At 64.5% G+C, this 20,747-nt stretch carries 19 protein-coding genes; 3 read left to right on the plus strand and 16 right to left on the minus strand.

Translation table 11 applies throughout. The features are described from left to right. Positions 1 to 49: 49 nt before the first annotated feature. Positions 50 to 997 (minus strand): ornithine carbamoyltransferase, encoded by a 948-nt coding sequence (gene argF, locus AC0L27_RS30245; RefSeq protein ID WP_473321396.1) that lies wholly within the window; start codon positions 995 to 997, stop codon positions 50 to 52. Continuing rightward, positions 997 to 2,199, minus strand: coding sequence for an aspartate aminotransferase family protein (locus AC0L27_RS30250; protein WP_275168448.1), 1,203 nt, complete (start codon positions 2,197 to 2,199; stop codon positions 997 to 999). The genes argF and AC0L27_RS30250 overlap by 1 nt, the downstream gene beginning before the upstream one ends. A 453-nt stretch (positions 2,200 to 2,652) precedes the next feature. On the opposite strand from AC0L27_RS30250, the gene AC0L27_RS30255 reads away from it, so the two are divergent. After that, a complete protein-coding gene (locus AC0L27_RS30255) occupies positions 2,653 to 3,165 on the plus strand; it encodes a GcrA family cell cycle regulator (RefSeq protein ID WP_007597869.1) in 513 nt (170 codons plus the stop codon). Positions 3,166 to 3,400: 235 nt separating this feature from the next. On the opposite strand, the gene phoB is transcribed toward AC0L27_RS30255, so the two are convergent. The 12 genes from phoB to AC0L27_RS30315 all read right to left on the minus strand — a co-directional run bounded on the left by phoB (position 3,401) and on the right by AC0L27_RS30315 (position 14,985). Further along, a complete protein-coding gene (gene phoB / locus AC0L27_RS30260) occupies positions 3,401 to 4,108 on the minus strand; it encodes a phosphate regulon transcriptional regulator PhoB (RefSeq protein WP_007597871.1) in 708 nt (235 codons plus the stop codon). Positions 4,109 to 4,130: 22 nt separating this feature from the next. Continuing rightward, on the minus strand, positions 4,131 to 4,847 hold the full coding sequence (gene phoU, locus AC0L27_RS30265) for a phosphate signaling complex protein PhoU (RefSeq protein WP_018456067.1): 717 nt from the start codon (positions 4,845 to 4,847) through the stop codon (positions 4,131 to 4,133). Between the two features lie 10 nt (positions 4,848 to 4,857). Beyond that, positions 4,858 to 5,679 carry a phosphate ABC transporter ATP-binding protein PstB gene (gene pstB / locus AC0L27_RS30270; protein ID WP_007597875.1) on the minus strand — a complete coding sequence of 274 codons (822 nt, stop codon included), beginning with the start codon at positions 5,677 to 5,679 and terminating at the stop codon, positions 4,858 to 4,860. Further along, entirely contained in the window at positions 5,676 to 6,521 is an 846-nt protein-coding gene (gene pstA, locus AC0L27_RS30275) for a phosphate ABC transporter permease PstA (protein WP_275168449.1), read from the minus strand. Before pstA ends, pstB begins: the two co-directional genes overlap by 4 nt. A 4-nt stretch (positions 6,522 to 6,525) precedes the next feature. Beyond that, positions 6,526 to 7,515, minus strand: coding sequence for a phosphate ABC transporter permease subunit PstC (gene pstC, locus AC0L27_RS30280; protein ID WP_007615692.1), 990 nt, complete (start codon positions 7,513 to 7,515; stop codon positions 6,526 to 6,528). Between the two features lie 98 nt (positions 7,516 to 7,613). Next, complete coding sequence (gene pstS / locus AC0L27_RS30285; RefSeq protein WP_354254593.1) at positions 7,614 to 8,627, minus strand: phosphate ABC transporter substrate-binding protein PstS; 1,014 nt, start codon at positions 8,625 to 8,627, stop codon at positions 7,614 to 7,616. Positions 8,628 to 8,770: 143 nt separating this feature from the next. Beyond that, entirely contained in the window at positions 8,771 to 10,069 is a 1,299-nt protein-coding gene (locus tag AC0L27_RS30290) for an ATP-binding protein (RefSeq protein WP_275168451.1), read from the minus strand. A gap of 34 nt (positions 10,070 to 10,103) precedes the next feature. After that, positions 10,104 to 11,159, minus strand: a complete 1,056-nt coding sequence (locus AC0L27_RS30295) for a lysylphosphatidylglycerol synthase domain-containing protein (RefSeq protein WP_275168452.1) — start codon at positions 11,157 to 11,159, stop codon at positions 10,104 to 10,106. A 512-nt stretch (positions 11,160 to 11,671) separates the two neighbouring features. Next, positions 11,672 to 12,604: a haloalkane dehalogenase gene (locus AC0L27_RS30300; protein ID WP_354206134.1), complete on the minus strand. Its 933-nt coding sequence runs from the start codon at positions 12,602 to 12,604 to the stop codon at positions 11,672 to 11,674. Further along, complete coding sequence (locus AC0L27_RS30305; protein WP_354063949.1) at positions 12,601 to 13,191, minus strand: TetR/AcrR family transcriptional regulator; 591 nt, start codon at positions 13,189 to 13,191, stop codon at positions 12,601 to 12,603. The genes AC0L27_RS30300 and AC0L27_RS30305 overlap by 4 nt, the downstream gene beginning before the upstream one ends. Positions 13,192 to 13,288: 97 nt before the next feature. Beyond that, positions 13,289 to 13,588 carry a hypothetical protein gene (locus AC0L27_RS30310; RefSeq protein WP_473321400.1) on the minus strand — a complete coding sequence of 100 codons (300 nt, stop codon included), beginning with the start codon at positions 13,586 to 13,588 and terminating at the stop codon, positions 13,289 to 13,291. 2 nt (positions 13,589 to 13,590) lie between these two features. Beyond that, positions 13,591 to 14,985: an OmpA family protein gene (locus AC0L27_RS30315; RefSeq protein ID WP_354254596.1), complete on the minus strand. Its 1,395-nt coding sequence runs from the start codon at positions 14,983 to 14,985 to the stop codon at positions 13,591 to 13,593. A gap of 164 nt (positions 14,986 to 15,149) precedes the next feature. Between AC0L27_RS30315 and AC0L27_RS30320 the strand changes: the two genes are divergently transcribed. Continuing rightward, a complete protein-coding gene (locus AC0L27_RS30320; RefSeq protein ID WP_354206129.1) occupies positions 15,150 to 16,208 on the plus strand; it encodes a polysaccharide deacetylase family protein in 1,059 nt (352 codons plus the stop codon). Positions 16,209 to 16,427: 219 nt separating this feature from the next. After that, a complete protein-coding gene (locus AC0L27_RS30325; RefSeq protein WP_354063943.1) occupies positions 16,428 to 17,237 on the plus strand; it encodes an SDR family oxidoreductase in 810 nt (269 codons plus the stop codon). 208 nt (positions 17,238 to 17,445) lie between these two features. On the opposite strand, the gene boxB is transcribed toward AC0L27_RS30325, so the two are convergent. Together boxB and boxC are read right to left on the minus strand one after the other, a co-directional pair. Continuing rightward, a complete protein-coding gene (boxB, locus tag AC0L27_RS30330) occupies positions 17,446 to 18,897 on the minus strand; it encodes a benzoyl-CoA 2,3-epoxidase subunit BoxB (protein ID WP_354206126.1) in 1,452 nt (483 codons plus the stop codon). A 121-nt stretch (positions 18,898 to 19,018) separates the two neighbouring features. After that, positions 19,019 to 20,707, minus strand: a complete 1,689-nt coding sequence (boxC, locus tag AC0L27_RS30335; protein WP_354206124.1) for a 2,3-epoxybenzoyl-CoA dihydrolase — start codon at positions 20,705 to 20,707, stop codon at positions 19,019 to 19,021. Positions 20,708 to 20,747: the final 40 nt, after the last annotated feature.

The following is a 20,747-nucleotide window of genomic DNA, read 5'->3' on the forward strand; positions in this document are numbered from 1 at the left end:
GTCCTGGCTTTCGCCAGGACGACGATCCAAACCTGCTTCATCGGCCGCGTTACTTCACCGCGTCGAAGCACCAGGCCAGAATGCCCTTCTGTGCGTGCAGGCGGTTTTCGGCCTCGTCGAACACGACGGATTGCGGACCGTCGATCACCTCGTCGGTGACTTCCTCGCCGCGATGGGCGGGCAGGCAGTGCATGAACAGCGCATCGGGCTTGGCCAGCGACATCAGCTGGGCATTGACCTGATATGGCTTGAGCACGTTATGGCGGTGCTCGCCTTCCTTGTCGCCCATCGACACCCAGGTGTCGGTTACGACACAATCGGCGCCGCGCACGGCCGCTTCGGCATCCGTACCGAGCATGATCGGCGCGCCGGTCGCCTTGATGAAGTCGCGCATCGCCTTTTTCGGCGCGAGCTCCGGCGGCGTCGCGACATTGAGCTGGAACTTGAAGCGCTCGGCGGCGTGCGCCCAGGACGCCAGCACGTTGTTGTCGTCGCCGGTCCAGGCCACGGTCCTGCCCTCGATCGGGCCGCGATGTTCCTCATACGTCATGAGGTCGGCCATCACCTGGCAGGGATGCGAGCGCCGCGTCAGGCCGTTGATGACGGGTACGGTGGCGTTCGCCGCAAGCTCCAGCAGGGCATCGTGATTAAGGATGCGGATCATGATGGCATCGACATAGCGCGACAGCACGCGCGCGGTGTCGGCGATGGTCTCGCCGCGGCCGAGCTGCATCTCGGCGCCGGTGAGCATGATGGGCTCGCCGCCGAGCTGGCGCATGGCGACGTCGAAAGACACCCGCGTCCGTGTCGAGGGGCGCTCGAAGATCATCGCCAGCGTCTTGCCTTCGAGCGGCCTGACCGGCTGATGCGCCTTCTGCTTCGCCTTCATCGCGGTGGACGCGGCCAGCATGCGCTTGAGCTCCAACAGCGGCAGCTCGTTGATATCGAGGAAGTGCTTCGGTGTTTTCTTGGGTGTTTTGTCGGGCGACTTGTTCATCAGCTTGCCGCCCGCTTGTTGCCGGACAACGCCGTGCAGGCGCGCTCGAGCCGCCCGACGCTGTCCTCGATCTCGGCTTCGGTGACGATCAAAGGAGGCAGGAAACGCACGACATTGTCGCCGGCGCCGACGGTGAGCAGCTTTTCAGCGCGCAAGGCGGCAACGAGATCGCCTGAAGGCACCACGGCCTTGATGCCGATCAGGAGGCCCTCGCCGCGCACTTCGCTGACGACATCGCCATGACGGTCGATCACGGAGGCGAGCTTCTGCTTGAGCAGCAGCGACATCCTCTGCACGTGGTCGAAGAAGCCGGGCTTGAGCATGACGTCGAGCACGGCGTTTGCCGCCGCGATCGCGAGCGGGTTGCCGCCGAAGGTCGAGCCGTGGGAGCCGGGCCCCATGCCGGCAGCCGCGTCTGCAGTCGCGAGCACCGCGCCGATCGGGAAGCCGCCGCCGAGCGCCTTAGCCAGCGACATCACGTCGGGGGTGACGCCGGTGCGACGATGCGCGAACAGATCGCCGGTGCGGCCCATGCCGGTCTGCACCTCGTCGAAGGCGAGCAGCAGGCCCTTGTCGTCGCAGAGCTGGCGCAACGCCCTGAGGAAGGCGGGCGTTGCCGAACGCACGCCGCCCTCGCCCTGGATCGGCTCGATCAGGATGCCGGCGGTGTGCGGACCGATCGCCTTTTTCACGGCCTCGATATCGCCATGCGCAACCTGGTCGAAGCCCTCCATCGGAGGGCCGAAACCTTCGAGATATTTTGCCGAACCCGTCGCAGCCAGCGTCGCCAGCGTGCGGCCGTGGAAGGCGCCTTCGAACGTGATGATGCGATAGCGCTCCGGATGCCCGTTGGAGAAGTGATGATGGCGGACCAGCTTGATCACACCTTCCAGCGCCTCGGCGCCGGAATTACAGAAGAACACGAAGTCCGCGAAACTTTCATTGCACAGGCGCGCGGCGAGCTTTTCGCCGTCCGGGCTCTGGAACAGGTTCGACATGTGCCAGAGCTTAGCGGCCTGCTCCTGCAACGCCGCGACCAGCGCCGGATGGGCATGACCGAGCGCATTCACCGCCACCCCGGAGGTGAAATCGAGATAGCGCTCGCCATTGGTCGCGATCAGCCAGCAGCCTTCGCCACGCTCGAAACCGAGGTCGGACCTGGCGAAAACGGGGAGCAAATGCGGCGCTACGCTGTTAGTCATGACGATCACTTGAATGTTGCGGACGGTGTGCGTGCATTGCGCAACGCACCATCGACCGGCCCGGAAAACGAAACGTGCCGCCTCTTGAGGGCGGCACGCACGACTATCTTAGGCCCGGTGAAACCGGTGTCAATGCCGCCCGGAAAGCCTCGCGAAACGCTGGATCCGTAGTCTTGCGGTGCCGATTTTGCGGGATTTCACCACGGAACATGTGGAAGCGAGTCGGCGGACTCTTGCGCGGGAGTCACGCCATATTGTAGCGTTTGGATTGTCAGATACGACATCTCGTGCAGTGGTTCTGATCTCTAAGTCCTTATGTACCGGCGTAAACGTTCGGGCGTTCTAGTCACGCCCGGCGAGCCTTAAGGGATTCTGGCGGCACGGGTTTTTGAAGGCTTAGGCATTCGCTGCGAGGCCCCAGGATGGCTGGCGCGCAGCGAGGGAAAGGGTGCAATGACGGTTTTGACCTGGTCCGATGATCGCGTCGAGCAGCTGAAAAAGCTCTGGGAGGCCGGACTTTCGGCCAGCCAGATCGCGGCGGAGCTCGGCAATGTGACCCGCAATGCCGTGATCGGCAAAGTGCACAGGCTCGGCCTTTCGGGCCGCGCCAAGAGCCCGTCATCGGCAGCGCCCCGGCCGCGCAAGGCGCGCCCCGCGCAGCACATGATGCGGGTGAGCCGCCCGATCTCGCGCGGCAACACCGCGCTGGCGCAGGCCTTCGAGGTCGAGGCTGAGCCGGATCCGGTCACCTACGACAACGTGGTGCCGATGAGCCAGAGGCTGTCGCTGCTGGAATTGAACGAGGCGACCTGCCACTGGCCGGTCGGCGATCCCTCGAGCCCGGACTTCTTCTTCTGCGGTGGCCGGGCGCTGTCCGGCCTGCCCTATTGCGCCCAGCACTCGCGCGTTGCCTACCAGCCGGCGTCCGATCGGCGCCGCGCACCGGTGAAGCCGGGTCCGCGGTAAGTCAGTTTCGATTTCAGGATCGAGCCGTGACGCGATGACGGCTCAAAAATAATGAATGTCGTCCCGGCGAAGGCCGGGACCCATACTCCGAGCACGTAGTTGTTGTGCGAAAGGGTAACTCCGAGTCTTCGCCAAACCGCGCCCTGTGGTTATGGATCCCGGCCTTCGCCGGGACGACATCGGAGATTGTGGCGGCAGCGCTAGATCACCTGCCAACATCACACCGCAAAATCTCCTACACCTGCTCCGCCTTGGCAAACCGATCATCCAGCGCGTAGCCGGCGCCGCGGACGGTGCGGATCGGGTCCTGCTCGCGGCCGAGGTTGAGCAGCTTGCGCAGGCGGCCGATATGTACGTCGACGGTCCGCTCGTCGATATAGATGTCGCGGCCCCAGACGCTGTCGAGCAATTGCTCGCGCGAGAACACCCGGCCCGGATGCTCCAGGAAGAACTCCAGCAGGCGATATTCGGTCGGACCGAGATCGATCGGCCGACCCGAGCGCGCCACGCGGCGCTTGTCGCGGTCGAGCTCAATGTCGCCAAAAGCAAGTACGGTGGCGAGCCGCTCGGGGCTCGCGCGCCGCAGCAGGCCTTTCACGCGCGCCAGCAGCTCCGGCACCGAGAACGGCTTGACGATGTAATCGTCGGCGCCGGTCGCAAGACCCCGCACCCGCTCGCTCTCCTCGCCGCGCGCGGTGAGCATGATGATCGGGAGCTGCTTGGTCTCGGGACGGGTGCGAAGCCGCCGGCACAATTCGATGCCTGACAGGCCCGGCAGCATCCAGTCGAGCACGATCAGATCGGGGATGTGCTCCTTGAGGCGGGTGTCGGCGTCGTCGCCGCGCATCACCGTCTCGACGTCATAGCCATCGCCTTCGAGGTTGTAGCGGAGAAGCTCGGTCAGAGCTTCCTCGTCCTCAACCACCATAATGCGTGCGCCCATCGGGTCGTCGCTCCTTAAGTCTTCAGGTGTTCGGTACCGTGTTGGCGAAGGTCGTCATGTCGCCCTTCGGCCGCTTGTCGGTGATCGCCTGGCCCTCGATCATGTAGAACACGGTCTCGGCGATGTTGGTGGCGTGGTCGCCGATCCGCTCGATGTTCTTGGCGCAGAACATCAGGTGAATACAGAACGAGATATTGCGCGGATCCTCCATCATGTAGGTGAGGAGCTCGCGGAACAGCGAGGTGCAGATGGCGTCGACCTCCTCGTCGCCCTTCCACACCGCCATCGCCGCCGGGAGATCATGCGCGGCATAGGCGTCCAGCACCGACTTGACCTGCTGCTGCACGAGGTCGGTCATGTGCTCGAGGCCGCGGAACAGCTTGAGCGGATGGAAGTCCGTCTCCAGCGCGGCGACGCGCTTGCCCATGTTCTTGGCGAGGTCGCCGATGCGCTCGAGATCGGTCGCGACGCGCATGGCGCCGACGATCTCGCGCAAATCGACCGCCATCGGCTGACGGCGGGCGATGGTGAGCACCGCACGCTCCTCGATGCGCTTCTGCAGCGCGTCCAGCTCGGTGTCGATGGCGACGACACGCTGGCCGAGCGGGACGTCGCGGCGGATCAGCGCGTCGACGGACTCGACGATCATGCGCTCGGCGATGCCACCCATCTCGGCGACCAGGCGGGTGAGTTCCTGGAGGTCGGTATCGAAGGCCTTTGCGGTATGTTCAGAACCCATGTCGCGTCTCCTAGCCGAACCGGCCGGTGATGTAATCCTGCGTGCGCCGGTCGGTCGGCGACGTGAAGATCTTGCTGGTGTCGTCGAACTCGATCAGCTCGCCGAGATACATGAAGGCGGTCTTGTCGGAGACGCGCGCCGCCTGCTGCATGTTGTGAGTGACGATCGCGATCGTGTAATCCTCGGATAGCTCCTGGATCAGCTCCTCGACCTTGGCGGTCGAGATCGGGTCGAGCGCCGAGCAGGGTTCGTCGAACAAGATCACCTCGGGCCTCACCGCGACGGTGCGGGCGATGCAGAGGCGCTGCTGCTGGCCGCCGGAGAGCGACAGGCCGGAGGCGTTGAGCTTGTCCTTGACCTCGTTCCACAGCGCGCCGCCGCGCAGCGCCTTTTCGACGCGGCCGTCCATCTCGGACTTCGAGATCTTCTCATAGAGACGGATGCCGAACGCGATGTTCTCGTAGATCGTCATCGGGAACGGCGTCGGCTTCTGGAACACCATACCGACGCGGGCGCGCAGCAAATTGAGGTCCAGCTTGCCGTCCAGGATGTTGGTCTGATCGAGCATGAGCTGACCGGTGGCGCGCTGGCCGGGATAGAGGTCGTACATCCGGTTGAAGATGCGCAGCAGGGTCGACTTGCCGCAGCCCGACGGACCGATGAACGCCGTGACGCGGTTGGCGCCGAGCGTCAGGTTGATGTTCTTCAGCGCGTGGTGCTCGCCGTAATAGAAATTCAGGTTGCGTACGGTCACCTTGGGCGGCGCCTCCGGCAGCACCGGCGCGTGGGGCAGCCCACCGGCCGCGCTCATCGATACGGAAAGATCACTCATTTTGCGGTCCTCTCGGCGCCAAGGATGCGCGCGCCAATATTAAGGGCAAGAACGGTCAGGGTGATGAGCAGCGCCCCGCTCCAGGCCAACTGCTTCCAGTAGACATAGGGGCTCTGCACGAAGTTGTTGATGGTGACCGGCAGGTTCGCCATCGTCTTGTTCAGGCCGAGGCTGAAGAACTGGTTCGACAGCGCGGTGAACAGCAGCGGCGCGGTCTCACCGGCGACGCGGGCGGTCGCGAGCAGCACGCCCGTGATGAGACCCGATCGGGCAGCACGATAAGCGATCCGTTTGATCACCAGCGAACGCGGTAGGCCGAGCGCCGAGGCCGCCTCACGCAACGCGTTCGGCACCAGCAGCAGCATGTCCTCGGTCGTGCGCAGCACCACCGGGATCACGATGACCGCGAGCGCGAGCGAGCCTGCGATCGCCGAGAAGCCGCGCATGGGCACCACCACCGCGCCGTAGATGAACAGGCCGATGATGATCGAGGGCGCCGAGAGCAGGATGTCGTTGATGAAGCGGATCACCGAGGTCAGCCGGTCATTGCGGCCGTATTCGGCAAGATAAGTGCCGGCGAACATGCCAAGCGGCGCGCCGATGCCGACGCCGATCACGGTCATGATCAGCGAGCCGACGATGGCGTTGAGCAGACCGCCCTCGTTCGATCCCGGTGGCGGCGTGTTCTCGGTGAACAGCTGGACATTGAGTCCCGCCACTCCGTTGTAGAGCAGCGTGATCAGGATCAGCGCGAGCCAGGTGACGCCGAAGGCGGTTGCGGCGATGCAGAGCCCGCGGACGACGATGTCCTTGCGACGGCGACTTGAATAGATCGGGTTCATGGCGCTAGTTCCCCGCCTTCTTTTCCAGCCGCATCAGCATCAGCCGCGCCGCTGCGAGCACGAAGAACGTCAGTACGAACAGCAGCAGGCCGAGCAGGATCAGGCCGGACTGGTGCAGGCCGTCGCTCTCCGCGAACTCGGATGCGATCGCCGCCGATATCGTGGTGCCGGGGGCGAAGATCGACGACGAGATCCGGAACGAGTTGCCGATGATGAAGGTCACCGCCATGGTCTCGCCGAGCGCGCGGCCCAGCGCCAGCATGACGCCGCCGATGACGCCGACGCGGGTGTAGGGGATCACCACGCTGCGGACGACTTCCCAGGTGGTGCAGCCGACGCCGTAGGCGGCTTCCTTCAGGACCGGCGGCACCGTCTTGAACACGTCGACCGAGATCGAGGTGATGAAGGGCAGCACCATGATGGCGAGGATCAGCGCGGCATTGAACAGGCTGAGATAGGACGGCGGTCCCGCGAAGATCGCGCCCAGCACGGGCACGCCGTCGAAGATCTTGATCATGAAGGGCTGGAACGTATTGGCCAGGAATGGGCCCAGCACGAAGAAGCCCCACATGCCGTAGATGATCGAAGGGATGCCGGCGAGCAGCTCGATCGCCATGCCGATCGGGCGGCGCAGCCATTGCGGGCAGAGCTCGGTAAGGAAGATGGCAATGCCGAGACCCACGGGAATGGCGATCAGCATCGCGATGAAGGAGGTGACGAGCGTGCCGTACATCGGCCCGAGCGCGCCGAGCACCGGCGGATCGGCGGATGGCGCCCAGCGCTGCGTCCACAGGAACGAGACCCCGAATTCCTTCATCGCCGGGAAGGCGCCGACGATCAGCGAAATGATGATGCCGCCGAGGATCAGAAGCACCGAGATCGCGGAGAGCCGCGTGATCCAGTAGAAGGTGACGTCGCCGAGCTTGAACGCGCTCAAGGCCTTGGCGCGATCATACGGTCCGGCGTCGTCGATTACATCGCTCTGAACGGCCATCTCTGCCACGCCGATCCCCTGTTCCAAATAGTATACGTTTTTTGTTGGTCCGTGCCCCGGATGCGGCGCAGCGCATCCGGGGCACGAGCGTCGCGAGACTAGCTCTTGATTTCGGCAGCCCAGGTCTTCTCGATCAGCTGAACCACCGGGTCCGGCATCGGGATGTAGTCGAGCTCTTCAGCCGCCTTGCTGCCGCTCTTGAAAGCCCAGCGGAAGAACTTGATCGCTTCCTGCGAGGCCGCCTTGTCGGTGGCGTCCTTGTGCATGAGGATGAAGGTCGCCGCCGTGATCGGCCAGGACTTCTCGCCGGGCTGGTCGGTCAGGATGACGTAGTAGCCGGGAGCCTTGGCCCAGTCGGCGTTGGAGGCGGCCGCCTGGAAGGCTTCGACGGTGGGCTGCACCGGCTTGCCGGCCTTGTTGACGAGACCGGTGTAGGTCAGCTTGTTCTGCTTGGCATAGGCGTACTCGACGTAGCCGATCGAGTTCTTGGTCTGGCTGATGTTGCCGGACACGCCTTCGTTACCCTTGGCGCCGACGCCGACCGGCCATTCGACGGCGGTACCTTCACCGACCTTGCTCTTCCAGTCCGCGCTGGCCTTGGCGAGGTAGTTGGTGAAGTTGAAGGTGGTGCCCGAACCGTCCGACCGGCGGACCACGGTGATGGCCTCCGAGGGCAGCTTCACGTTCGGGTTCAGCTTCTTGATCGCGGCGTCGTCCCATTTGGTGATCTTGCCGAGATAGATGCTAGCCAGGGTCTCGCCGTCGAACACCATCTCACCGGGCTTCACGCCCTCGATGTTGACGACGGGAACGATGGCGCCCATCACCATCGGCCACTGGACGAGGCCGTCCTTCTCGAGCTGCTCGGCCTTGAGCGGCGCGTCGCTGGCGCCGAAGGTCACGGTCTTGGCCTGGATCTGCTTGATGCCGCCGCCGGAGCCGATCGACTGGTAATTCAGACCGTTGCCGGTCTCCTTCTTGTAGGCGTCGGCCCATTTGGAATAGATCGGGAACGGGAACGTCGCGCCGGCTCCGGTGATATCGGCAGCAAAGGCCGCCGTCGTCGATGCGGCGACCATGCCAGCAGCGACGAGTGTTTTGAGGAAATTCATGCTGGTCTCCATACAGGGGAGCGAAGCGCCATCCGCGCCCGATCGCGCTCCCCGTGCCGCCCCTTTAGGAGCGGACAGCTGAGCTTTTACGAAGGTTTGGTGACAGTCGGATGACAGCGTTAAGCAGCTGAAATTGCTGGAATTTAGCTCAGAGCCGCGGGCTTGCCCTGGGGGAAACAGGCGGTGAAAATGGCGCCCTGTTTGGGCACGCTTTCGATCAAAAGCCGGCCGCGATGGCGGTTAAGAATATGTTTCACCAGCGATAATCCGAGGCCCGTGCCGCCCTGCGAGCGGCTGTCGCCGACATCGACCCGGTAGAAGCGCTCGGTCAGCCGCGGCAGGTGCTCCGGCGCGATGCCGGGGCCGAAATCCCGGACCAGGACCCGGATTTCCTGAGTTCCATCAGGGGCGGCGCCTGATATCAGCGACACGATGACGCGACCACCCGAGGCGCCGTATTTGAGCGCGTTCTCGATCAAATTCTCGAACAGGCGGAGCAGCTCCTCGCGGTCCCCCGCGATCAGCACCGGGCTCTCAGGGAGCTGGGTCTCGACCTCGACCTGGCGCTCCCGCGCCAGCGGCTCGAGCCCATCGGCGACCTGCAAGATGATCGGCAGCAGGTCGACCAGGGTGTCGGGCCGCACATGGGCCGACAGCTCCACCCGCGACAGCGACAGCAGATCGTCGATCAGGCGTGCCATGCGGGTCGCCTGGTTGTGCATGATGCCGAGGAAGCGCTCGCGCGCCTTGGGATCGTCCTTGGCTTGGCCCTGGAGCGTGTCGATGAAGCCGGACAGCGCGGCCAGCGGCGTGCGCAGCTCGTGGCTGGCATTGGCGACGAAGTCGGCTCGCATCTCCTCGACCCGGCGCAGCGGCGTCTGGTCGTGGAAGGTCATCAGCATGCATTTGTCGGCGCCGCCGAAGGTGGTGGGCACCGGCACCGGCGTGATGGTCAGCTCCATCCACCGATCGACCGGGACATGGTCGAGATAGGTCGCGCGCCGCGGCTCGGTGGTCGCGATCGACTCGCGGAGCGCCGTGATGATCTCGGGCGAACGCAGCGCGAACTGGGCGAGCTCATTCCGGCGTAGCGCCGGCGCGAGCTGGGCGGCCGCGGCGTTGAGATGGATGACGCGGCCGGCGCGGTCGAGCAGCACCGCGGGATCGGGCATGCCAGCGACCACCGCGGCCACCGCCGCGCTCTCGACCGGGTTGACGCGGCGGGTCTCTTCGCGGGAGGCGGCGGTATCGTGCAGGCGCCACGGGATCAGCGCCGCGGCCGCGATGCAGAGGAACACCGCAATGGCATGCAGCGCCAGCAATTCGCCCAGCGAGACCACCACCGACAGCGCCAGCGCCGCGGCGATCAGGATGACGGTCGAGTGCCGCAGCCGGTCGGACCAGGGCTGGGAGGAGGGAGAAGATGGGGCGTCGATCGCCATCGGGGCGGGCTTCTCCAAAAGGATCTTGCGCCGGTCAGGCGCCGCTGTCGCTGCGCTTTCTCACGTAAGCGGCTTCAGGCGCGGGGCCGGGGTCAAGCTTGAGCGCGGCCTGTTGCAGGCGTTTCGATCGTGCGCCGATGATAACTTCGCGAAACGTCAGCAAGATTACAGATATGACGAAAGGGGACAGATAATAGAGGACGCGGAACAGCAGCATCCCGCCCAGCAGCTCCTCGCGGTCCATCTGCCAGAGACCGACCAGCATGGCCGCGTCGAACACGCCAAGGCCCCCGGGCGAATGACTGGCAAAGCCGAGCAGCGTGGCCGAGACGAAGATCACCGCGACCACCACGAAGCCGAGATTGGGCTCGTCCGGGACCAGCACGTACATCGCGAGCGCGCAGAAGCCGAGATCGATAATGCCGATCGCGATCTGGAGCAGCGTCAGCGGACCGCCCGGCAGCATCACAGTCCAGGGCCCGCGGCCGACCATTCGCGGCTGGGTCCAGACCCACACCACGTAAGCCACCAGGCCGACGATAATCATCATCGCCAGCGTCCGGTTCAGCCAGGCCGGAAGCTGGTCTATCGAGGCCGCAGCCTCCGGATGATAGGAGATGCCGAGGCCCAGCACCGCGGCATTGCCGAGCCAGAAGGTCAGGCCGGCGAGGAAGCAAATTTTTGCGACGTCGATCGCGTTCAGGCCGTAGGCAGAATAGATGCGGTAGCGCACCGCGCCGCCGGTGAAGACGCTGGCGCCGACATTGTGGCCAATCGAATAGCTGGTGAAGGCGGCGAGCGCGTTGATCCGATAGGGCACGTGGGCGTGGCCGATCGCGCGCACGGCGAACAGGTCGTAGAAGGTCAGCGTGAAATAGCCCGCGGCGACGAACAGCGCCGCCATCGCAATCTGGCTCGGCTCGGTGCTCTTGATCGCTTCGAGGACTTCGTTGACATCGATGCCGCGCAGCATGTGGTAGAGCACATAGCAAGCGATGCCGATGACCGCGACGCTGATCACAACTCCAAGCTTATGCAGGATTTGCTTCTGGCGCAGAAACGACATCGCCCTGCGTATGGCTTCCAGCATCTAAACCTCGAACAACGCTTCAGCGGCCAGGGTGGCCGGCGAACAGGCGAACGACACGCAGGCACCCGACGAACCCTCGCTGCGGGTCCCGGCATGGCGCATACCTACTATCCCTCCACTAGCGCGTTTCCGGGCGGAGTGGAATTCGGCAATTCGAACAAAAACTCGTGCCTTCAATATTTTAGGCAGGGTTGCGGGCTCCTGATGCACGGTTTGGCGCTTTCGGCGGCAAGACTGACGCGAATCTCCATGGCAATCCTGCGCAGTGGCCATGAAGTTTTGATGATTTCGACCGCACAATGTTCCGTCACGACTTAAGCCGACGTCAATCTATGGGCCGGATTCCCCTGTTGAAAGAGGGGGTGGCGCGGCGCGAGGCCGCTGCGGCCCGCGCGATTACGTGGCCGACGGCTCGCGCCCGATCCATCCGGTTGCACTGCGACATCACAGACGTCATCGCGGCCGCCCGCCAGCGGCCGCGATGAGCATGTCGTTCGGAGGTAGCGATCTGCTCAGGCCGCAAGCTGCGGGCGCACCGCCTCGATCCCCGCGATCCAGCCGGCCACGGAGCGCCCGATCGCCTCGGGGTGATCCTCCTGGAGGAAATGCAGGCCGGCGCCGAGACGAACCAGCGCGCAGTGCTTCAGGGAGGCTGCAAACCGTTCGGCAAATTCCGGCGCGACCAGAGCTCCAGGCTCGGCCGTGAACAAGAGTTTTGGATAGGACGACGCGGCCAGCGCCGCATGCGCGGATTGGAGCGCGCCATAGACGTCAGCAGGCTCGCCTGCGATCGGCAGTTCGCGCGGAAGCGCAAGAACGGGCCGGCGGCTCTCCGGTGTCGGGAACGGCGCGCGATAGGGCGCCATCTCGTCGTCGCTGAGCTTGCGGACGATGCCGCCGGGGAGCACGCGCTCGACGAAAGCATTCGCCTTGAGGATCATCGCCTCGCCCTCGCCCGGCGTCCTGAATTTGCGGAAGGCCGCCCGTGCCGCCTCGGCATGCTCCTGCTCTGCGGCAACCTCGGTGTAGTGGAAGTCCTGCCAGGTCGGCATCGGACGGATGAACTCCATGAAGGCGACGCCGCGCACGAAATCCGGTCGGCGCGCCGCAAGATGAAATGCGAGCGCCGTGCCCCAATCCTGCGCGATGAGATAGGCCGACGTGATACCGCGCTGTTCGATGAAGGCATCGAGATAGCGGACGTGGTCAAAGAAGCGGTAGGCGATGTCGGGCTTGTCGGACTGACCGAAGCCGACGTTGTCGGGCGCGAGGCAATGCGCGACCGGTGACACCAAGGGCATGATGTTGCGCCAGATGTGCGAGGAAGTCGGATTGCCGTGCAGGAAGAGCGCGACCGGCGCGTTCTGCGCGCCCGTCTCACGATAAGCCATGCTGCTTCCGAGGACGGACGCTTTGCGAATCTTGATCTCGATCTGCTTGGTCATGTCAGCTCCTTGAACACGGTTTGGAATGCGATAGTCTTGAAACGTTCGAGCGCTTTCGGATTGCGGTCGACCTTCATGCGCAGGATCGCGCCCTGCCAGGACGCGAGCAGGAAGTCGGCGAGCTCCTCAGGCTCGAAATCGGATGCGATCTCGCCGCGGGTCTGCGCCTCGGCGATGCAGGCGGCGAACGGCACGCGCCATTCGGCAAAGATGTCGGCGAGGCGCACGCGCAGCATCTCGCTGCTGCCGGTCGCTTCCAGACTGAGATCGCCGATCAGGCAGCCGCGACCAAAGCCGTCGGCTTCCAGCCTGCCCGTGATGATGTCGAGGTAGCGCTTGAGCCGCGCGCGGGGGCTCAGCGAAACATCCTGCAATGCCTCCGCGACCAAGCCCCTGGTGATGTCGAAATAGCGGTCGAGCACCTCGGAGGCGAACGCCTCCTTGGAGCGGAAATGGTTGGTGAAGGACCCCTGCGGCGCGCCGGCGGCGGTGGTTACATCGCGCACGCTGGTGCCGTGATAGCCGGTGCGGAACATGACATTGAGGCCGGCGTCGATGATGGCGTCTTTGAGCGATGGCTTTGGCATGACTTCATAATACGTACGTACGTATTAATGTCAAGCACCACTCGACTCCCTGGCAATCTGATGGTGGCGCAAGTGATGAGCGCGTTTGCCCCTCAGCTCAGCCGCTCAGGCCGGCGCTGCGCGCAACCACCCGGTCGCGCAGCCAGGCGCCGATGGCGCCGCCGACGAGATAGCAGGCGAACATGATCAGGCCGAGGTCGAGCCAGTAGCCGAAGCGGCCGGGGACCACATGCGCGAACGAGGCCGCGACCAGGCCGGCAGCAAGCACGGCGAGCCAGCGCGCGGTCACCTTCGAGGTGCCGTTGCCGCGTTGGACCACCGAGATCCAGCCCATGCAGAAGCCGAGCAGCAGCGAGCCTATCAGCCAGCCCAGATGGAACGAGACGAGATAGGGCATCGTCACCTCACCAGAAATTCGATGCGGCGGTTCTGCGCCTTGGCGTCTTCGCTGTCATTGGTGGCGACCGGCTGCGTGCTGCCGTAGCCGACAGCGGTGAAGCGACCGGCAGGCAGGCCGGCCTTGACCAGATAGTCGATCACCGCCTGCGCGCGCTTCTCCGAGAGTGCCTGGTTGAAGGAATCCTCGCCGTCGGCATCGGTATGCCCGGCGACCTCGATATTGGTGGTGGGGCATCGCAGTGCCGTCTCGATCAGATGATCGAGAATGCCGGCGGAATCCGGATCGATGTCGGCGCGCTTCGCCGCGAAACGAATCTTGGCCTTGGCCAAGAGCTCCGAGAACAATTGCTGGCACACGGTGCCGTCGACCGGGCCGGCCGCGGGTTTCACCGTGATTTCCGGCTTGTACTGCCAGTTCTTCGGGAAATCCTTGCCGAGGCCTGCGCGGATGTCGTTGGCGGCACCTTCATACAGCGCATCGCCCGACAGCTTCACCTCGCGGTCGGACACGACCAGCGTGCCGGTCGACAGGCGCGACAGCGCGCCGAGCGCTGCGACCACGGCGGGGCTGAAGGAGCCGGGCGCGCCGACGCTGGCCTTGAGATTGTCGACGACCTTTTCGTTGAAGAATTTCCGGGACGCGCTAGTGGCGATGGCCGCGTGGACGTTGTTGTCGGGAACATAGCCGGTCAGCGTCACCGTCGCGGCCACCGGATCCTTGTAGGCCTGGAAGACGTAAGGCGGCGCCTTGACGTCGTTGGCGGCGATCGAAAAGCCCTCGGGCAGGTTTTTCAGCGCAGCTACGACCGCTTCGCGGCCGCCGAGATCGCGCGCCATCCCCGACAGAGTGACCTTGGTGTCTGTGATCGTGATCTTGCCGTCCTTGAGCTTGCCGATCTGGTCGAGCAGCAGCATCGCAGCCGCCTCGAACCGCGGCGGTGCGCCGCGCGCCAGCCCCATCTGATCGGCCACCTCTGTACCGGCGACCTCCTTGCGGGCCGCCTCGGTCAGCCGGCCCTTCATCGATGGCAGGGGCGCGGAGCCCGACAGCGTCACCCGCACCACGTCCCGTTCGGCGTTCCAGACGAAGGGCTTTGCCTCGGGAACGAGGCGGGTCCGGTCGTCGACCAGGCGCACGCCGGGCACGGTCTCGACAGCCACCACAGCGTCGCGGCGACCCTCCTCGGAAAACGCGTCCGCAGCCAGGCTGACGTCGCGGCCGTCCACTGCGATCCGGGTCTTGTCCAGAACGGTATCCTTTAGCGCCGCCGAGCTGCGGGCGGAAAGGTCCGCCTCGACCGGCGAAGTATTATTCCAGGCCGCAAATCCCCACATGACGGCCAGGGGAATCAGCCCTGGCCACCATTTGCTGGCCCACCTGAAAAGCTTCTGCATTCGACGACCCGAACTCTGGAACCGGAGACAAAACAAACCCTTGGCGGGCTGTCAAACCGGAAATGACGCCCTTCCGAAGGCCGGGCGTGGACAATTGGAATAACTTTTTCTTCAAGGGTTCTTCCGTAAGTTGAAGACGGAATGCCAAAGTCCGCCAGCGGGTCATGAAACAACTTCGTAACAACGTCATCCGCGCCGGGCTGGAAGCACTCTATTTCAGCGGCGCCCACCACCTGTTGCGCCCGCTTTTGTCGGGCGTCGGCGCCATTTTCATGCTGCATCACGTGCGGCCGGCCCGCGACGCGGCGTTCCAGCCGAACAGGCATCTCGAAGTCACCCCCGAATTTCTGCGCGCGACACTGTGCCATCTGCGCTCGCGCGAGATCGACATCGTCAGCATGGACGAGCTGCATGAGCGGCTGGTGCGGCGCCGGTTCGACCGGCGCTTCGCCGCCTTCACGCTCGACGATGGCTATCGCGACAATCTCGATTTTGCGCTGCCGGTTCTGCGCGAATTTGACGCGCCTCTGGCGGTCTATGTCGCCAGCGATTTCGCGGAGGGCACGGGTCGGCTGTGGTGGGAGGCGCTGGAGGCCGTGATCGCCAAGGCCGAGCAGATCGAGGTGACAATCGGTAATGCCGCGCTGCGGCTCGATGCCACGACGCCAGCCGCCAAGCAGGTGGCGTTCGACCGCCTGCACGACTGGTTGCGCGCACTGCCCGGCGAGCACGATCTCAAGCGCGAGATCGAGGCGCTCTGCACGAAGTACGGCGTCGATATGGCCGCGCTGTGCCGCAGCCTCTGCCTGTCCTGGGACGAGGTGAAGACATTTGCCGCCGATCCCCTTGTCACGATCGGCGCGCATTCCATCAGCCATTGCAATCTCGCCAAGCAAAGCGAAGAGATCGCCACGCAGGAGATGGCCGTAAGCCGCGCGCGAATCGAGCAGGCGCTCGGCCGCAACGTTCAACATCTTGCCTATCCCTATGGCGATCGCGAGGCGGCGGGAGAGCGTGAATTCGTGCTCGCTGCGTCCGCCGGCTTCAAGACTGCGGTGACGACGCGGCCCGGAATGCTGTTCGCCGAAAACGCCGGCCACATGACCGCGCTGCCACGGGTCTCGCTCAACGGCAATTACCAGGACACGCGGATTCTGCCGGTGCTGACCTCGGGCGCCGCGACCGCGATGTGGAACGGCTTCCGCAGGATCGCGGCGGCTTAAATCTCTCCGTCTTCGCTGCCCGAACTCGGACGTCGTCCTGGCGAAAGCCAGGACCCATTACCACCGCTGTCCATTTTGCGACGCGCTCGGGCCGCAGCTCATTCAAACAACTCTTTCTTGGGGTAATGGGTCCTGGCTTTCGCCAGGACGACGATGCAGCGCCTTCCTTGACTCCTCTCCCCGCCCGCGCTCAAAACGTCGCCAACAAAGGGAGGCACCATGTTCGACGATCTGTTCTCGCTCAAAGGCCGTGTCGCGCTGGTGACCGGCGGTTCGCGCGGCATCGGCAAGATGATCGCGGCGGGATTTCTCAGCGCAGGGGCTGCGAAGGTCTACATCACCGCGCGCAAGGCCGGGCCTTGCGAAGCGACCGCGAACGAGCTCTCCGCGCAGTATGACGGCGAATGCATCGCGTTGCCGATCGACATCTCGACGCTGGCCGGCGCCGAGCTGCTTGCGAGCGAATTCGGAAAGCGCGAGCCAAAACTCGACATCCTCGTCAACAATGCGGGCGCGGCCTGGGGCGCGGAGTTCGACGAGTTTCCGGAGAGCGGCTGGGACAAGGTGATGAACCTCAATGTCAAGGCGCCGTTCTTCCTGACCAAGGCGCTGGCGCCCACGCTGCGCGCGGCGGCATCAGCAGAGCGGCCGGCGAAAGTGATCAACATCGCCTCGATCGACGGCATCTTCGTCAATCCGGGCGAGACCTATTCTTACGCGGCAAGCAAGGCGGGGCTGATCCATTTGACGCGGCGCATGGCCGTGAAGCTGATCGGCGACCACGTCGTGGTCACCGCGATCGCGCCGGGCCCGTTCAAATCCGACATGAACCGCGCCGCACGCGATCATGCCGACGAAGTCTCGACCCGCGTGCCTGCGGGCCGCATCGGCACCGACGAGGACATGGCGGGCGCTGCGATCTATCTCGCCTCGCGCGCGGGGGACTATGTGGTTGGCGCGACCATCGCGGTGGATGGTGGCATTGTTTATGCGAACCCGGGGATCAAGGGGAGCGGGTGGGATAGTTGAGGCAACGGCCCGCGCCTCAAATTCCGGCGTCGTCCCGGCGCAGGCCGGGACCCATACCGCGTGATCTATCGGTTGCGGTTGGTAGGAGTACCGAACAACTAGCCCGCCGCCAAACTTCTCCCTGTGGTTATGGGTCCCGGCTTTCGCCGGGACGACATGGGAGGCTTTGCGCCTCCCTCGCGTGTATCAGCCGGCAGAGAACCAGCTCCTACGACTCGATCCTCACATACTCGAAATCGCCGGGCTTGTTGTCGATGCCGACTTTCGGCGGCGAGATCCAGGAGGCGAACTGGCCGGTCTCGGTGACGGGCTGCATCAGCGAGGTGATGAAGTCGCCGTCCGCGGTGGAGGGCAGCCATTCGTCCTTGCGCCGGGCCCAATTTGCGTCATCGATCAACAGACCATCCGGCGTCGCGTGGATGCCCTTGAACTCGCCGATATGGCGATGGAAGGCGACGTTGGGCAGCTTGAGCTCAAACTGGTAGCCCGCGGTCGAGATCACCTTGTTCCAGCGCAGCATGCCCTTGACGCAATCCTGGCTGTAATCGTCGCGCAGACGCATGTTGAGCGCGGTCAACGCCGGCTCGTCCACCAGTTTGATCTCGCCGTCGATGAACTTCAGCACCGGATAGGTGGCGTTCTTGAGCTGATGATCGTCGTCGATCTGGGTCTCGTGATAGCGACCCTTGATGCCGGTGTTGAAGGCGTTCGCCGCGTTGGTCGAGACTTCCGAGCCAAACAGATCGAGCGACAGCGTATAATGCAGGTTCAGCTTCTTCTGGATCGTCGGCAGGTCGATCACACCGAGCGCGCGGACCTTCGCGATCTCGGTGGGATCGGTGATGCCGGCTTCCCGCATCGCATCGCAGGTGCGCTGCACGACGCGGGTGATGCCGGTCTCGCCGACGAACATGTGGTGCGCTTCCTCCGTCAGCATGAAGCGGCAGGTGCGCGACAGGGGATCGAAGCCCGACTGCGCCAGCGAGTGCAGCTGCATCTTGCCGTCGCGGTCGGTGAAATAGGTGAACATGAAGAAGGACAGCCAGTCCGGCGTCGCCTCGTTGAAGGCGCCCAGCATGCGTGGCGAGTCGGCGTCACCCGAGCGGCGGCGCAACAAATCGTCAGCCTCTTCACGTCCGTCGCGACCGAAGTACTTTTGCAGCAGGTACACCATCGCCCAGAGGTGACGGCCCTCCTCGACATTGACCTGAAACAGATTGCGCATGTCGTAGAGCGAGGGCGCGGTCTTGCCGAGGTGGCGCTGCTGCTCGACCGAGGCAGGCTCGGTGTCGCCCTGGATCACGATCAGACGGCGCAGCATGGCGCGATATTCACCCGGGACTTCCTGCCAGGCCGGCTCGCCAAAATGCTCGCCGAACGGCACGACGCGGTTCTCTTCCTGGGGAGCAAGGAGAATGCCCCAGCGATACTCGGGCATGCGCACGTAATCGAACTTGGCCCAGCCGCGCGGATCGACCGAATAGGCGGTGCGCAAGTACACCAGCGATTCCTGGAAGCCTTCCGGCCCCATGTCTTTCCACCAGTCCATGTAGCCGGGATGCCAGCCTTCCAGCGCCTTCAGCACCTGGCGGTCTTCGGCGAGATTGACGTTGTTCGGAATCTTGGTCGAGTAGTCGACGTTCATGATGTTCATGTTCATGGCCGTGCTCCTTGGATTTCTTTCGTCATGCCCGGCCTTGTGCCGGGCATCCACGTTCTGGCTTGCTCAGCCAAGGACGTGGATGGCCGGGACGAGCCCGGCCATGACGCAGCAAATGTCATCACACCCGCGTCATATCGAATTTCGGCTTCTGGCCGCTGCCGTAGCGGCGCAGCGCGCCTTCCTCGCCGACCGCGTTCGGGCGCTGGAAGATCCAGTTCTGCCACGCGGTGAGGCGGGAGAAGATTTTCGATTCCATCGTCTCGGGGCCGACGAAGCGCAGGCTCGCTTCCATGCCGGTGAGGCTGTCGGGCGAGAAGCTGGCGCGCTCCTCGAGGAACACGCGGACCTCGTCGTCCCAGTCGATGTCGTCGAGCGCGAAGGTGACGAGACCGAGCTCTTCGGCCTGCTCGGCGTCCAGCGCCGTGCCCATCGTGGCTTCTGCGCGTTCCACATCGGACGGATCGGCCTGGAAGCGCGACTGAAGCCGCGTCAGGCCGTGGCTCATCGGATACGGGCCAAAATTCATCGCTGACAGTTCGATCGACGGCGGCGGGCGGTTGTCGCCCTGGCGCGTGCCGATCAGCATGTAGGAGCGGTCGGCGGCGAATACGAGCTCGGCGAGCGTGCCGGCGAAGCAGGAGCCGGGCTCGACCAGCGTCACCAGCGTCCGCGAGGTGACGTCGATGCGCTTCAAGACGCGCTTCCAGTAGTGCCTGATTTCGTTGACCAGCCAGTGCGTCTTGTTGGCTTCGAGGAAGGCGTCGCAGGCGAGCACATGCGCGCGGTCGCCATGGCTCTTGAACACCAGCATGGCGATCTCGAGCTCGTTGATGCGCAGATGCAGGATCGCGTCGTCGAGTTCGCGCGCGACCTGGAGCGGCCAGAACGCGACACCCTGCGCCATCATGCTGTCGATGTCGGCGGGCGGCGCGGCTTCAGGCGCCTTGATCGAGATCGTGGCGATGCGCGCGGCGCGATCGATGTCGACGGTGACAAAGCCGTAGCGGATGCTGGTCTCATCGATGATGCGCTTGAGCGGCGTCAGCGCGATGCCCTTGCCGCTGCCCGCGCGCTTCGAGGCCTGGGCGAATTCCCTGGCGCGCTCGGCAACCTTGCCTTCGAGTTTGCTGTTCGGCGCGATCTCGTCGACCAGGCGCCATTGCACGGCGCGCTTGCCCTTCACGCCTTCCTCGATGGTGCAGAAGAAATCGGCGCGATCGCGGCGCACCTTGCGCTTGTCGACCACACGCGTGAGGCCGCCGGTGCCCGGCAGCACCGCGAGCAGCGGCACTTCCGGCAAGGCGACGGCGGACGCACCGTCATCGGCGAGCATGATGTAGTCGGTGGCGAGCGCGAGCTCATAGCCGCCGCCCGCGGCCGAGCCGTTCACGACGGTGATGAAGCGCTGGCCGGAATTCTCCGACGAGTCTTCCATGCCGTTGCGCGTCTCGTTGGTGAACTTGCAGAAATTGACCTTGTGGGCATGCGTCGAGCCCGCAAGCATGCGGATGTTGGCGCCGGCGCAGAACACGCGGTTCTTGGCCGAGCGCATCACCACGACCTTGACCTCGGGGTGCTCGAAGCGCAGCCGCTGGACGACGTCGGCAAGCTCGATGTCGACGCCGAGATCGTAGGAGTTGAGCTTGAGCAGATAGCCCTCGAACAGGCCGCCGTTCTCATCGACGTCCATGGTCAGCGTCGCGACATCGCCGTCGACCGCGAGCTTCCAGTGCCGGTAGCGGGACGGCTCGGTCTGGAAATCGATGAATGTCGCGCCGCCTGCGAGGCGCCGATCTTCCCCGGCCATGGGCCACCCTTGAGCTTGATTATGCGTTTTGGCTATAGCG

Source organism: Bradyrhizobium sp. Ken51 (genome assembly GCF_055807435.1).

What these genes read in the sequence shown, in the direction of transcription:
- pstC (WP_007615692.1), bottom strand. Translation starts at nt 7,515, where the DNA reads ATGGCCGTTCAGAGCGATGTAATCGACGACGCCGGACCGTATGATCGC.
- AC0L27_RS30325 (WP_354063943.1), top strand. Translation starts at nt 16,428, where the DNA reads ATGTTCGACGATCTGTTCTCGCTCAAAGGCCGTGTCGCGCTGGTGACC.
- phoB (WP_007597871.1), bottom strand. Translation starts at nt 4,108, where the DNA reads ATGGGCGCACGCATTATGGTGGTTGAGGACGAGGAAGCTCTGACCGAG.
- pstB (WP_007597875.1), bottom strand. Translation starts at nt 5,679, where the DNA reads ATGAGTGATCTTTCCGTATCGATGAGCGCGGCCGGTGGGCTGCCCCAC.
- argF (WP_473321396.1), bottom strand. Translation starts at nt 997, where the DNA reads ATGAACAAGTCGCCCGACAAAACACCCAAGAAAACACCGAAGCACTTC.
- boxB (WP_354206126.1), bottom strand. Translation starts at nt 18,897, where the DNA reads ATGAACATGAACATCATGAACGTCGACTACTCGACCAAGATTCCGAAC.
- pstS (WP_354254593.1), bottom strand. Translation starts at nt 8,627, where the DNA reads ATGAATTTCCTCAAAACACTCGTCGCTGCTGGCATGGTCGCCGCATCG.
- boxC (WP_354206124.1), bottom strand. Translation starts at nt 20,707, where the DNA reads ATGGCCGGGGAAGATCGGCGCCTCGCAGGCGGCGCGACATTCATCGAT.
- AC0L27_RS30290 (WP_275168451.1), bottom strand. Translation starts at nt 10,069, where the DNA reads ATGGCGATCGACGCCCCATCTTCTCCCTCCTCCCAGCCCTGGTCCGAC.
- phoU (WP_018456067.1), bottom strand. Translation starts at nt 4,847, where the DNA reads ATGGGTTCTGAACATACCGCAAAGGCCTTCGATACCGACCTCCAGGAA.
- AC0L27_RS30305 (WP_354063949.1), bottom strand. Translation starts at nt 13,191, where the DNA reads ATGCCAAAGCCATCGCTCAAAGACGCCATCATCGACGCCGGCCTCAAT.
- AC0L27_RS30310 (WP_473321400.1), bottom strand. Translation starts at nt 13,588, where the DNA reads ATGCCCTATCTCGTCTCGTTCCATCTGGGCTGGCTGATAGGCTCGCTG.
- AC0L27_RS30300 (WP_354206134.1), bottom strand. Translation starts at nt 12,604, where the DNA reads ATGACCAAGCAGATCGAGATCAAGATTCGCAAAGCGTCCGTCCTCGGA.
- AC0L27_RS30320 (WP_354206129.1), top strand. Translation starts at nt 15,150, where the DNA reads ATGAAACAACTTCGTAACAACGTCATCCGCGCCGGGCTGGAAGCACTC.
- pstA (WP_275168449.1), bottom strand. Translation starts at nt 6,521, where the DNA reads ATGAACCCGATCTATTCAAGTCGCCGTCGCAAGGACATCGTCGTCCGC.
- AC0L27_RS30250 (WP_275168448.1), bottom strand. Translation starts at nt 2,199, where the DNA reads ATGACTAACAGCGTAGCGCCGCATTTGCTCCCCGTTTTCGCCAGGTCC.
- AC0L27_RS30295 (WP_275168452.1), bottom strand. Translation starts at nt 11,159, where the DNA reads ATGCTGGAAGCCATACGCAGGGCGATGTCGTTTCTGCGCCAGAAGCAA.
- AC0L27_RS30315 (WP_354254596.1), bottom strand. Translation starts at nt 14,985, where the DNA reads ATGCAGAAGCTTTTCAGGTGGGCCAGCAAATGGTGGCCAGGGCTGATT.
- AC0L27_RS30255 (WP_007597869.1), top strand. Translation starts at nt 2,653, where the DNA reads ATGACGGTTTTGACCTGGTCCGATGATCGCGTCGAGCAGCTGAAAAAG.